The organism is Sphingobium indicum B90A, from assembly GCF_000264945.2.
Taxonomy (GTDB): Bacteria; Pseudomonadota; Alphaproteobacteria; order Sphingomonadales; family Sphingomonadaceae; genus Sphingobium; species Sphingobium indicum.
This window is the reverse complement of record NZ_CP013070.1, coordinates 1,474,633-1,487,815: the sequence shown is the minus strand read 5'-3', so window position 1 is coordinate 1,487,815 and position 13,183 is coordinate 1,474,633. Positions and strand designations below refer to the sequence as shown.

The 13,183-nt window shown below is 67.8% G+C and carries 10 protein-coding genes; 8 read left to right on the top strand and 2 right to left on the bottom strand.

Translation table 11 applies throughout. The features are described 5' to 3' along the window. Window position 1 precedes the first annotated feature (1 nt). The 8 genes from SIDU_RS07195 to SIDU_RS07160 all read left to right on the top strand — a co-directional run bounded on the left by SIDU_RS07195 (window position 2) and on the right by SIDU_RS07160 (window position 10,398). Window positions 2-1,897 carry an XrtA/PEP-CTERM system amidotransferase gene (locus SIDU_RS07195; RefSeq protein ID WP_007687012.1) on the top strand — a complete coding sequence of 632 codons (1,896 nt, stop codon included), beginning with the start codon at window positions 2-4 and terminating at the stop codon, window positions 1,895-1,897. 177 nt (window positions 1,898-2,074) lie between these two features. Then, window positions 2,075-3,424 (top strand): sugar transferase, encoded by a 1,350-nt coding sequence (locus SIDU_RS07190; protein ID WP_025772092.1) that lies wholly within the window; start codon window positions 2,075-2,077, stop codon window positions 3,422-3,424. Next, window positions 3,424-4,557, top strand: a complete 1,134-nt coding sequence (locus tag SIDU_RS07185) for a glycosyltransferase (RefSeq protein WP_007687015.1) — start codon at window positions 3,424-3,426, stop codon at window positions 4,555-4,557. The genes SIDU_RS07190 and SIDU_RS07185 overlap by 1 nt, the downstream gene beginning before the upstream one ends. Window positions 4,558-4,666: 109 nt before the next feature. Continuing rightward, window positions 4,667-5,419 carry a class I SAM-dependent methyltransferase gene (locus tag SIDU_RS07180; protein ID WP_007687017.1) on the top strand — a complete coding sequence of 251 codons (753 nt, stop codon included), beginning with the start codon at window positions 4,667-4,669 and terminating at the stop codon, window positions 5,417-5,419. A gap of 2 nt (window positions 5,420-5,421) precedes the next feature. After that, entirely contained in the window at window positions 5,422-6,774 is a 1,353-nt protein-coding gene (locus SIDU_RS07175) for a hypothetical protein (RefSeq protein WP_233431894.1), read from the top strand. Next, window positions 6,771-7,910 (top strand): glycosyltransferase family 4 protein, encoded by a 1,140-nt coding sequence (locus SIDU_RS07170; protein WP_007687021.1) that lies wholly within the window; start codon window positions 6,771-6,773, stop codon window positions 7,908-7,910. Before SIDU_RS07175 ends, SIDU_RS07170 begins: the two co-directional genes overlap by 4 nt. Next, complete coding sequence (locus SIDU_RS07165) at window positions 7,907-8,659, top strand: FkbM family methyltransferase (protein ID WP_037511390.1); 753 nt, start codon at window positions 7,907-7,909, stop codon at window positions 8,657-8,659. The genes SIDU_RS07170 and SIDU_RS07165 overlap by 4 nt, the downstream gene beginning before the upstream one ends. Beyond that, window positions 8,659-10,398: a hypothetical protein gene (locus tag SIDU_RS07160; RefSeq protein WP_007688457.1), complete on the top strand. Its 1,740-nt coding sequence runs from the start codon at window positions 8,659-8,661 to the stop codon at window positions 10,396-10,398. Before SIDU_RS07165 ends, SIDU_RS07160 begins: the two co-directional genes overlap by 1 nt. A 37-nt stretch (window positions 10,399-10,435) precedes the next feature. Here the strand turns inward: SIDU_RS07160 and SIDU_RS07155 are convergent, their stop codons facing one another. Then, window positions 10,436-12,178 carry an amidohydrolase gene (locus SIDU_RS07155; protein WP_007688459.1) on the bottom strand — a complete coding sequence of 581 codons (1,743 nt, stop codon included), beginning with the start codon at window positions 12,176-12,178 and terminating at the stop codon, window positions 10,436-10,438. Between the two features lie 53 nt (window positions 12,179-12,231). Beyond that, window positions 12,232-13,101, bottom strand: a complete 870-nt coding sequence (locus SIDU_RS07150) for an NAD(P)-dependent oxidoreductase (protein WP_007688461.1) — start codon at window positions 13,099-13,101, stop codon at window positions 12,232-12,234. Window positions 13,102-13,183 lie beyond the last annotated feature (82 nt).

Here is a 13,183-nt window from a genome sequence, read left to right as displayed (position 1 = left end):
CATGTGCGGAATTGCGGGCATTTTCCATCTAGAAACGGCCAAGCCGGTCGATCCGGCGCGGGTCGGGCTGATGCTGGACGCCATGCCGTGGCGCGGGCCGGACGACAGCGGCGTGTGGACCGCGCCGGGGGTGGGGCTGGGCCATCTGCGCCTGTCGATCATCGACCTGGGCAGCGGCACCCAGCCCATGCTGACGGAGGATGACAGCCTGGCCGTCGTGTTCAACGGCGAAATCTACAATTTCATGGAGGTCAGGGCGGAACTGGAGGCCAAGGGCCATGTCTTCCGCACGCGGAGCGACACGGAGGTCATCCTGCACGGCTATCGCCAATGGGGCGAGGCCTGCGTCGAGAAGTTCAACGGCATGTTCGCCTTCGCCCTGTTCGATGCGCGGGCGCAGGCGCTGTGGCTGGTGCGCGACAGGCTGGGGGTGAAGCCGCTGTATTATGCGCTGCTGTCCGACGGCAGCCTGATCTTCGGGTCGGAACTCAAGAGCCTGCTCGCCCATCCGTTGCTGCGCCGGGCGCCGGACCTGTCGGCGGTCGAGGATTATCTCGCCTATGGCTATGTGCCCGACGACGCCTGCATGGTGGCGGGCGTGCGCAAGCTGGGCGCGGGCGAGACGCTGCGCATCGTGCGCGGGCGGCCGCTGCCGCAGCCGCAGCGCTATTGGGACGTCAGCTTCGCCGACCGCAGCCGGGCGAGGCCGGAGGCGCTGGAGGAGGAAATGGTCGCGCTGATGCGGCAGGCCGTGCGGTCCCGCATGGTGGCGGACGTGCCTTTGGGCGCGTTCCTGTCGGGCGGGGTGGACAGCAGCAGCGTGGTCGCGCTGATGGCGGAGGCGTCGAAACAGGCGGTCAAGACCTGCACCATCGGCTTCGACGTCAGGGAACTGGACGAGACCGCCTATGCCGACAGGGTGGCGCGGCGCTTCGCCACCGACCATCGCACCCGCATCGTGTCGCCCGACGATTATGGGCTGATCGACACGCTGGCGCTGCATTTCGACGAGCCCTTTGCCGACGCCTCCGCGCTGCCGACCTACCGGGTGTGCGAACTGGCGCGGGAGAAGGTGACGGTGGCGCTTTCCGGCGACGGCGCGGACGAGGCCTTTGCCGGCTACAGGCGGCATCGGTTCCAGATGCAGGGGGAAAGGCTGCGCGGCCTGATCCCCGCTTCGGTGCGGCGGCCGCTGTTCGGGACATTGGGCCGCTACTATCCCAAGGCCGACTGGGCGCCCCGGCCCCTGCGCGCGAAGTCGACCCTGCTGGAACTGGCGGGGGAGGGCGGGGAAGCCTATGCCGCGTCGGTCGGGGTTACGCCCCATGCGCTGCGGCAGCGTCTGTTCAGCGCGGACATGAAGGCGCGGCTCGGCGCCTATCGGGCGGAGGATCGCTATGTCAGGATGATGGCGGAGGCGCCGGCGCGCGATCCGCTGGACCGGGCGCAATATGCCGACATCCGCATCTGGCTGCCCGGCGACATATTGACCAAGACCGACCGGATGAGCATGGCCGTCAGCCTGGAGGCGCGGGAGCCGTTGCTGGATCATCGGCTGGTGGAGTTCGCGGCGCGGCTGCCCGTGGCGCAGCGGATTCGCGGGAACAGCGGCAAGTACCTCATGAAGAAGGCGATGGAGCCATTCCTGCCGCAGGACATACTCTATCGCCCGAAAATGGGCTTCGTCACGCCGATCAGCGCCTGGTTCAGGGGGCCGCTCGCCGGGGAGGCGACGGCGATCGCGGGAGGATCGGCCTTGGCGAAGACCGGCTGGTTCGATGCGCGGATGCTGGGCAAGGTGGCGGCGGATCACAAGGCCGGGCTGGCGGATCACGGGCGGCTGCTGTGGCAGTTGCTGATGCTGGACAAGGCTTTGGCGCGGTTGTTCAGCCTTTGATCGTTGCGCCAGATGCTTCTGCGAAGGCAGGCGTCCAGTCCCGTCGCTGCACAAGATCGCGGCGCCTGAACCGGGTTCCTGCCTGCGCGGGAACGCTTCTTCTCCATTCAAACTCTTGAAAGCCGCCTCCGGCAATGCCAACGGAGCGGACACGCCAAAGCCAATCAGGGTCCACGAGTGACAGTCTCCAAGGAAATATTGCGGGTGCGTCTGTACCTGCTGTGTCTGCTGGGGGACATGGCGGCGCTGTTCCTGTCCTTCCTGCTCGCCAATTACCTGGTGCTGGGCGCATGGCTGGGCGAGCCGGGCAAGCCCCACGGCATCGTCATGTTCGCGATGATCGCGCCGCTTTACGTCCTGCTGGGCGTGCAGGGCGGCGCCTATGGCATCCACATGCTGGAGGATCTGCGGCGCGGCATATTCCGGGCGTTGATGGCGCTGGCGCAGGCGGCGATGCTGATGCTGCTGATCGTCTATCTGGGCAAGATCGCGGAGCAGCTTTCGCGCCTGACCTTCATCGTCGGGCTTGGGATTTCGGCGGTGGGCGTGGCGGCCGTGCGGCTGGCCATCGGGCGGCTGAGCGCGCACCTGCTGGGCGAGGTGCCGCACCTGACGGCGGTCATCATGGACGGGGTCACGATCGATGCCGGCCCGCACATGCATGTGATAGAGGCCGCCGGCGCGGGATTGCATCCCAAGGGGCATGACGCGGACATGGCGGCCCGCCTGGCCGCCGCCGTGGGGCTGGCGGAACGGGTGATCGTCGCCTGCCCGATGGAGCGGATGGACGACTGGTCGGTGGCGCTCAAGTCCCTGTCGGCGCGGGGCGAGATCGTGGTGCCCGAACTGCTGCGCTTCGCCCCGGCACGGGTGGACGAGTTTGACGGCCAGCCCACGATCATCGTGGCGGGCGGCCCGTTCCAGTTCCGCGACCGGCTGATCAAGCGCCTCTTCGACATCGTCGTGGCGACGGCGGCGACCATCGCCTTGTCGCCGGTTTTGATCGGCGCGGCCCTGGCGGTGAAGCTGACCAGCCCCGGCCCGGTCATCTTCCGCCAGCCGCGCATCGGCCGCGACGCCCGGCCGTTCAGCATCTACAAGTTCCGGTCCATGCGGACGGAGGCGAGCGACCGGAAGGCCGACAGGCTGACGGCGCGGGACGACGACCGGGTGACGGCTGTAGGCCGTTTCCTGCGCAAGACCAGCATCGATGAGCTGCCGCAGCTTTTCAACGTGCTGCGCGGCGACATGAGCATCGTCGGCCCGCGCCCCCATGCCGCTGCCGCCAAGGCCGGCGACAGCCTCTATTGGGAAGTGGACGAGCGCTATTGGGAGCGGCATTGCATCAAGCCGGGCATGACCGGGCTGGCGCAGGTGCGCGGCCATCGCGGATCGACCGACCATCATCAGGATCTGATCGACCGGCTCCAGTCGGACCTGGAATATGTCACCCAATGGTCGATCTGGCGCGACCTGCGCATCATCGTCGCGACCATCGGCGTGCTGGTGCACCATAAGGCCTATTGATGGACTGGATCGACCTGATCGCGGCGTTGCTGTTGCTGCTGTCGCTGGTGGCGGTGGCGTGGCCGTTTCTTTTCTACCCGCTGATCCTGCGCCTGCTGCCGACGAAGGCGGAACGGCCGGTCGCGGGGCTGGCGCCGTCCGCATCGCTGCTGTTCTGCGCCTATAACGAGGCGGCGGCGATGCCGGAAAAGCTGGCCAATCTGGCGATGTTGAAGGTGCGCTGCCCGGCGCTGGAAATCCTTGCCTTCGACGACGGATCGTCGGACGAGACGGCGGCGCTGATCGCGGCGCGGGGCGATCTGGTGACGCTGCTGCGCGGGCCGGGGCGCAGCGGCAAGGCGCATGGCATGAAGCTGCTGGCGGCGCGGGCCAAGGGCGACGTGCTGATCTTCACCGACGCCAATGTCATGCTGGACCCCGACGCCGTCGACAATCTGCTGGCGCGCTATGCCGATCCTGAGATCGGAGGCGTGCTGGGGTCGCTGCACTATATGGGCGATGGGGAAAGCGCGACCGCCTCGGTCGGGTCGCTCTACTGGCGGATCGAGGAGCGGTTGAAGGACGAGGAATCGCGCACCGGGAACGTGCTGGGGGCGGACGGGTCGATCTTTTCCATCCGGCGGGCGCTTTATCCGGAATTTCCCGACAGCGTGCTCGACGATCTGACCGTGTCGATGGCGGTGGTCTTCGCGGGCAGGCGGCTGGTGAAGGCGAAGGACGTGATCGCCCGCGAGCGGCTGGTCGCCGGGCGCGGCGACGAATATCGGCGCAAGGTGCGCATCGCCGCCCGCGCCTGGCACACGCACAGCCATTTGCGGCCGCAATTGCGGCGGATGGGGGCGTTGGATCGGTTCAAATATGCCTCTCGCAAGATCGTGCGCTGGTTCGGCGGGATATTCATCCTGACGGGCCTCGTCGCGGCGGGGACGCTGGCGATGCGGATTTCGCCGACGCTCTACATGGTTGGCGGGCTGACGGGGGTGTTCATCCTGTGGCGCGGGCTGCGGTCCAGCGGCGGGCCTTTCGCGGCGGTGGTGGACATCGTGCTTGCCTATTTCGCGACGCTCCAGGGCGTGGCGAAGGCGATGACGGGGCGGACCGTGACCATCTGGAATCCGGCCAAGTCGCGCTGATCCACCTTCGCGGGGATGACGGCCTGAAAGGGGCGGGCGCCACGGAATCGCTCGCCAAAGCGGCGGCATATTGTATAGGCCGGTGCCAACTGCTTTTTGGAGCCAAGGCGTGATCACTTTCCAGCGGGTGGCGAAGGCCGCCGGCAAGCATCTGACCCGGACCCTGCTGGCCGCGCGCAAGGCGCTGGGCGCGCGGGCGAACCGGGGCTGCCCGGCCTGCGGGCAGGCGGTGGTCGGCTTCTTCCGCTATGGCGACAATGCCGAATGGGGTTGCCCGAACTGCGGCGCTTCCCCCCGCGAACGGCTGATGAACCATCTGATCGCGGGCCATGTGCTGACCGTGCCGGAACAGGGCGCGGTGCTGCACATGGCGCCCAATGAGGGCAGCCTGGTGCGCCGCTTTTCCGCCGCCGCGGACTATACGCCGGCCGACCTCGATCCCGGCCGTTATCCTGTGCCGAACATGCGGCGCGTGGACCTGATGGCGCTCGACGCCAGCGATCGTTACGACCTCTTCTACGCCAGCCATGTGATGGAGCATGTGCCCGACGATCATGCCGTGCTGCGCAACATCCATCGCGCGCTGAAACCCGGCGGCGAGGCGTGGCTGATCGTCCCGTTATGGGACAAGCCGACCGAGGACGGCAGCTTCGACATGCCTCCCCGCGAACGGGAGCGGCGTTTCGGCCAGTGGGACCATGTGCGCCAATATGGCCCTGACTTCGCCGACCGCATCCGGGCGGCGGGCTTCGACCTGGAGGAGATCGACGCCGGCGCCATCGACGCCGATACGCGGCATTATCATGCGCTGGACGACAGGCTGTTCCGTGCGCGCAAGCCTTTGACGACCGGCGCGCGGTGAGCATGCCGCCCGGCAGCGCGCTTGCCCGGATGGAGGGATCGGCGCGCATCCTTGCCCTCATCAAGCTTGCCAATGTCGGGCTGACGCTGATCTGGGGCTTTGCCGTCACCTATGTCTTCGTGCGCGTCCTGCCGTTGCGCGAGTTCCAGTCCTTCCTGCTGCTGGTGGCGTTCGGCAATTTCACGATTTCCGCCGAATTCGGGCTTACCAGCATCATCTATGCGCGGCTGCGGCGGTATTGGCTGGGGAATTCGGGGCCGGGAAATTCGGGGCCGGGAAATTCGGGGCCGGAGAAGGGCGAGGCGGGCGGCTTCCGGCTGGAGGAAATGGGCGTGCTGTTCCTGTTCCTGGGCCTGCTGATCGTCGGCGGCCTGGCTGTTCTGCTGGCCGCGCTGGCGGCGGGCGGGCTGCATACGGGCATGCCGCTTCTCTTCCTGCTTTTCTTCCTGTCCGCCTGTCTCAACCTGCCCGCCCTGCTCGCCAAGAGGGCGTTGGCGGCGGTGGACGGCAATTTCCTCTGGGAAGCGCTGGATTGCCTGCGCCGGGCGATGGCCATCGCGCTGCTGCTGTTCATCCTGCAGGGGCTGGACCCGCGCATGTCCGTCGCCTTGCAGCTTTGCGTCAGCATCGCGGTGATCGGCTATGCCATCGCCCTGGTGCATCGGCGCCTGGGCATGCGGGCGCGGCACTGGCTGTCCTTCAGGGTCGGCGGCGGCCATGTCAGGCGCCATTATCTGCGGGACATCGGCGCTTCGGCGGCCTTCACCATTTCCGAAATCCTGGCCTATAACGCGCCTTATTTCACCATTGCCGCCGCGACCCAGGATGCGCGGCCGATGCTGGTCTTCGACTTCTTCTTCAAGATGTCCCGTTCCCTTTCCATGCTGGTGAGGGCGATGGTGGAGGCGGCCTTGCCCCGGATCACCCGCGCCTTCCACGCCGGCGACCGGGCAAGGCTGCGCCAGTTGGTGACGCGGGCGCTCGGCGCGGCGCTATTCTTCGCGCTGGGCGCTTCGGCGGCCTTGCTGCTGCTGGGCGAGTGGCTGTTCGCAAAGCTGTTCGACGGCCGCGCCGCGATCGACCGGGTCGACCTGCTGCTGATCGGCGGCGCGCTGCTGGCGCTCGCCCTGATCTGCGTGTCCGTCTATGTGCAGGGCGCGCTGGGGCGGTTCAGGCTGCTGCTCCGCCGGTCCTTGCCCTTCCTTGCCGGGTCGCTGCTCAGCGTGCCGCTGGCCCGGATATTCGCGCCGGATCGGTTCGACCTCATGTTCCTGTTCCTCTACGCGCTGACCCTGTTCGTCGCGGCGTTCATCCACGGACTTTCGCTGCGCCAGTTGGTGGGGAAGCGCGCATGAAGGTCGCCATGTGCGATCCGTCGCTTTTCACCGGGCGCTATGACGACAGCCTCTGCGCCGCGATGGCGGGCGAGGGCGCGGAGGTCGCCTTGCTCGGCCGGCCGATGCGGGCGACCGACGCCATCGTGCCGCGGGGCTATCGCTACGAGCCGCGCTTCTTCCGCCGGAGCGAGGCGCTGCGCCGGCGCATGGGGGAAGGGCGGGCCTTCCGCCTGCTCAAGGCGGCGGAATATGGCCTCAGCTGCGTGCTGGGCGACCTTGCCCCGCTGGCCGGGGCGGATGTCGCGCATATGCAATGGCTGCCGCTCGCGCCGGCCGACCGGATCATGCTGCGGCGGCTGAAGGGCAGGACGGCGCTGGTCCACACGGTTCACAATGCCGATGCCTATCATGCCGACGCCGGGGTGCAGGGCAGGGGCTATCGCGGCCTGCTCGACATGTTCGACGCGCTGATCGTCCATGGCGGGACGACGCGGGAAGCGCTGGAGCGGCAGGGCGTCGATCCCAAGCGCATCCATGTGATTCCGCACCCGCCGATGCGGCTTGCGCCCGCCGGAGCGGAGGATTTGGCGCAGGTGCCGGATGCAATCCTGCCGCGCCTGCTGTTTTTCGGCACCATCCGGCCTTATAAGGGCGTCGACCTGCTGCTGGAGGCCTGCCTGTCGCTCTGGCGCGCCGGGCATCGCTTCGAACTGGCGCTGGCGGGCAAGCCCTTCATGGACATCGCCCCGCTGATCGAGCGCGTCCGCGCCGCGGGCTTTGGCGAGCGGTTGATCACCGATCTCGCTTTCCTCACCGAACAACGGCTCGACGCGCATATGGCGAAGGCGGACATATTAGTCTTCCCCTATCGGCATATCGACAGCAGCGGCGCTTTCCTGTCGGCCCTGCACCATGGCAAGGCCATGGTCACGTCGGACGCGGGCATGTTCGCCGACCTGCCGGAGGGGGTCGCCGCCAGGACGCCGGCGGGAAACGCGCCCGCGCTTGCGCAAGCCCTCTTGCCCCTCGTAGAAAGCGCGGCCATCAGGCAGGCTTTGGGAGCGCGCGCGCGCACCTATGGAGATTCAATGGGCAACTGGAAGGACATGGCCCTGGCCACCATCGCCATCTATCGCGGCGTGACCGGGAAATGAGCCGTCATATCCGGGAACTGCGCGACCGGGCGCTGGCGGTTCGGCTGGCGCTGGCGGGGCGGGTGCATCAATATCCCGAAATCCAGGCGCTGCGCCGTTTCCTGGGCGCCTTCGCGGTGGATTGCGTGTTCGACGTCGGCGCCAACCGGGGCCAATATGCGACGATGCTGCGCAGCGATGCGGGCTTTGGCGGCACGATATTGTCCTTTGAGCCCAATCCGGACATCTTTTCCGAACTGGAACGCAACGCCTCGTCCGACCGCCGATGGCATGTGTTCAACATGGCCCTGTCCGACTTCGACGGCATGGCGAGCTTCAACATCATGGCGGCCGACCAGTTCAGCTCGCTGAAGGCGCCGTCGGGGGAGCAGGACGCGATCTTCGCCGAGCGCAACAGGGTGACGCGCACGGTCGACATGCAATGCCGCCGGCTGGAAAGCCTGTTGCCTGACCTCAGGCGCGCCCACGGCTTTACCCGGCCTTTCCTGAAGATGGATACGCAGGGGCACGACCTGTCCGTCTGCGAAGGGGCGGGCGACGCGCTGCGCGACATGGCGGGCGTGCAGACCGAACTCGGCGTCCGGCCGATCTATGAGGGCGGAACCGGCTATCGCGCGATGATCGACTGGCTGGCGGAGCATGGCTTCGTCCCCTCCGCCTTCTTCGCCAACAACAAGGGGCATTTCCCCCTGCTGGTCGAGATGGACGGCATTTTCGTCAACCGGGCGCTGCTGCCGCGGGAAGGCTGATGTTCAATCGGTTGCGCCCCATCAGTGCCACCCGCCTGTTCCTTGCGGGCGCGATCGGGCTGACGCTGTGGCTGGGCGCGACTTTCCTCTGGCATGTGACCTACAGGCAGGGCATCAGCCTGGCGGTGATCCTGTTCCTCGACCAGGATTTTCCGGCGCTTCTGGGCGGATTGCTGCTGCTGACGCTGGCCGCGCCCTTCGCGGAGGGCATGGGCTGGCGCCTGCCGCCGCCGCGCGCGCGGGTGATGGTGCCGCTGGTGCTGTTCTTCGGCCTGGTGGCATGGGCGGGGCATTACTGGCTGTTCCAGGACTATTCCATCTCCCGCGACGAGGAGGTCGCCCGCTTTGCCGCCGCCTATATGCGGGAGGGTTTCCTGGCCCGCCCGATCCCGATGGAGTGGGAGGCCTATCGCCGGGCGATCATGCCCGAATTCTTCTCCCCCTTCGGCGCGGCGGATTATTGGACGGCGGCCTATCTGCCGGTGAACAGCGCGATCCAGGCGCTGTTCTGGCAGGCGGGCGACCCCAATCTGGCCGGGCCGGCGCTGCTGATGGCGGGGCTGTTCGCGCTGTGGCGGGTGGCGCTGCACCTGTTCCCCGACAGGCCGGACGCGGTGTGGGTGACGATGCTGCTGGGGCTGTCGTCTGCGCAGCTATGGGTCACGGCGATGACGCCCTATGCCATGACGGGGCATTTCGCGCTCAACATGGTCTGGCTGGCGCTGGTGCTGCGCGGCGGGGCGGTCGGGCATCTGGGCGCGGGCGTGGTCGCGCTGGCGGCGGCGGGGCTGCACCAATGGCATTTCCCGCCGATCTTCATCGCGCCCTTCATCCTCTGGATGCTGCTGGGACGGCGGTGGCGGGTCGCGATCTTCCACATGCTGGTGCTGGCGGTCGTCGTCATCGTCTGGGCGAAGCTATGGCCCGCCTTCCTGACCCATGCGCTGGGGCAGGCGACCGACGTGCGCCCTTCCGCAGGCGTGGCGGACAAGGTGGGCAGCCTGTTCGAGCGGCTGGGGGACCGCTGGCAGCCGCTGGTCAATCTCAGCCGCTTCGCCGCCTGGAACAACATATTGATGGTGCCTCTGGCGACGCTGGGCGTGTTCGCGATGCGCTGGCGCGGGGCGATCCGGGGGCAGGAGATCGCGCTGCCGCTGGCGCTGGGCTGCTTTGCCGGATGCGCGCTTGCCCTGGCGCAGGGCTATGGCTGGGGCTATCGCTATGCGCACGGATTCATCGGGCCTTTCTGCCTGCTGGCGGGCCTTGGCTGGGCGCGCTTCCGGACGGGCGCCATGCGGCCCCTGTTCCTGGGAACCGCCATCACCTTGCTCAGCAGCGCCTTCCTGGTGTGGCGGACGCACAGCTTCGTCGCGCCCTATGCGGCGAGCCACCGGATGATCGACGCGTCGCGGGCCGACGTCGTCCTCGTCGATCCGCGCGGCGGGCTTTACGTGACGGACCTGGTGCGGGGGCGCAACGGCGTGCCGGGCAAGCCGATGGTGATGAACCTTGGCATGCTGACGCTTGAGCAAGTGGACAATCTTTGCAGGAATTATGTGGTGGAACTGTTCGACCGCGCCGAATTCCGGCCGCTGGGCGTGCCGCTGGCGCGATGGAATCTGGGGCGCATGGACGCGCTGCGCGCGCATATGAAGGAGGAGGGCTGCGACAAGCCGGTGCAGCCGCCCCTGCCGGAGACGGAGGAAGAGGCCTTCAACGCGGCGGGGGATGTGCTGTAACGCGCCGTGCTCTTGGCCGCGCAGGAGCGCATCGCTTCTACTGCCCCTTCACATAGACCCGCTTGCCGCCGATCCACGTTTCCAGCACTTGCGTGCCCCGAATCTCGGCGGGGCTGGAGGTGGAAATGTCCCGGTCGATCAGCAGGAAATCCGCCCGTTGGCCCGGCGCCAGGCTGCCGAAGCGCTTTTCCGCGAAGGCCGCATAGGCCGCCGTCCGGGTGAACGCGTCCAGCGCCGCCTCCAACCGAACCCGCTGTTCCGGCATCCAGCCGCCCGCCGGTTGCCCCGACGCATCCTCCCGCGTTATGGCGGCGGCGATTCCGGAGAAGGGATTGGGGCTTTCCACCGGCACGTCCGACCCGAAGGCGAGCGGCACGCGATTGTCCAGCATCGCCTTCCACGCATAGGCGCCCTTCAACCGCGCCTCGCCCAGCCGCGCCGTCGCCATGCGCCAGTCGGACGTCTGGTGCACCGGCTGCATGGAGGCGACGATGCCGAACTGGCCGAAGCGCGGCAGTTCGGCCGGGTCGACGATCTGCGCATGTTCGACGCGCCAGCGCCGGTCGCCCTTGTAGGTTTCGCTCAGTTCCTGCACCGCGTCCAGCACTTCGCTGTTGGCCGCGTCGCCAATGGCGTGGACCGCGATCTGGAAATTGTCCATCGCCGCCCGGCTCATGATGTTGCGAAGCTGGGTGGAAGGGATCATCGGCAGGCCGCGCTGTCCCGGCGCATCGGCATAGTCGGCCTTCAGCCAGGCCCCCCGCGATCCGAGCGCGCCGTCCAGGACCAGCTTGATCCCGCCCATGCGCAGATGATCGTCATAGAGCCAGGGCGTCGGTTCCGGCCCGGCGATCAGCACCATGTTCTCAAGACCAAGGGCATAGGACATGATCCGCACCCGCAGCGCGCCGCGATCCGCCGACCGGCGAAAGGCCTGCCAGTCGTCGATGCTGGTGCCCATGTCGGCAATGCCGGTGATGCCCTGCCGCAGCAGCGCCTGCTGCGCCTTTTCCAGCGCGATGTCGCGGTCCTTGGGCGCCGGGGGCGGCACCACGCGGGTGATCAGCTCCATCGCCTTGTCGACGAACACGCCGGCGGGCTTCCCCGCCGCCATTTCGATCCGCCCGCCGGCGGGCGCCCTGGTCGCGGCGGTGACGGCCGCCGCCTTGATCGCCAGCGAATTGGCCCAGCCCGCATGGCCGTCCACCCGTTCCAGCCAGACCGGAACGTCGCTGACGGCGGCATCCAGTTCGGCCGCCGTCGGAAAGCGGCCCAGGCCCCAAAGCTCCTGGTTCCAGCCCGTGCCGATGATCCATTTGCGGCCCGTATTGGCGGCGGCATAGGCCCGGATCTTCGCCTGCGCCTCCGCCAGCGATTTGGTGTCCGACAGGTCCAGCGTGATCAGCGACAGGCCATAGCCCATCACATGCCCATGGGCGTCGATCAGGCCGGGGATAAGCGTCCTGCCGCCCGCGTCCAGCTTGAAGTCGGGGCGCTTGGGCTGGGCCTGTTCCGGTTCGTTCCGCTTCCGCTTGCGGGGGCGCGGCTGCTCCGGTTCCCGGTAGCGGTCGGGCAGCAGCCTTTCCACCTTGCCCTCATCGTCGATGGTGAGCGCCCGGAAACGCACCAGCCGGCCGTCGGCGTCCAGCGCGATGCCGTTCACATTGTCGATGATGCCCGACGCGAGCGCGGGGACGGGAAGCGCCAGGGCAAGGGCGGTGGCGAGGGTGGCAAGGGCGATGGCGCGGCCGTTCCCGCGCAGCTTGCCGCAGGGGCGCATTGTCGCTGGGCCAGGCCCAGGGCGAACGGCGCTGCTGGTCATGCCGGCCTTGTTCATGCCCGCGTGATCCGCCGGACGAGCGCGCTGGTGTCCTGCCGGTGGCCGCCCATCGCCTGCACATCGGCATAGAATTGGTCGATCAGCGCCGTCACCGGCAGGGTCGCGCCATTGGCCCGCGCCTCCTCCAGCGCCAGCCCCAGGTCCTTGCGCATCCAATCCACCGCGAAGCCGAAATCGAAACTGTCCGCCGCCATCGTCTTCCAGTGCTTGTCCATCTGCCAGCTTTGCGCCGCGCCGCCCGAAATCGCGTCGAACAGCTTGTCCAGGTCCAGTTCCGCCGCCTGCGCGAAGCGCAGCGCTTCGGCCAGGCCCTGCACGACGCCCGCGATGCAGATCTGGTTCACCATCTTGGCGGTCTGGCCCGCGCCCGCCTTCCCGACATGGACGATGCGCGGCGCATAGGCCTGCATCACGATCCGGGCCGCCGCGACCGCCGGTTCGCTGCCCCCGCACATGACCGCCAGGCTGGCCTTTTCCGCCCCGGCCTGACCGCCCGTCACCGGCGCGTCGACGCAGTGCAGCCCTCGGCTTTCGCCCTCCACGAACAATTGCCGCGCGATCCGCGCCGATACCGTGGTATGATCAATGAAGAGGCCGCCCGGCTTCATCGAGCGGAAGGCGCCGTCGCGGCCCAGGGTGATCTGGCTCAGATCGTCGTCGGTGCCGACGCAACTGATGACGATCTCCGCATCCTCGGCCGCCTTGGCCGGGTTGATCGCGACCGCGCCGCCATAGGCCTCCGCCCAGCGCTTCGCCTTGCCGATGGAACGGTTGTAGACGGTCAGTTCATGCCCCGCCTTCGCCAGATGCCCCGCAATCGGGCCGCCCATGACGCCCAGGCCGATAAACGCGATTTTAGCCATATGCCTCGATCAGTTGGATGCGCGCCCCGCAAGCCATAGGCAGAGTTTTCCGTCAGTGCCAGTTCCTTCCGCCGCAATTTTA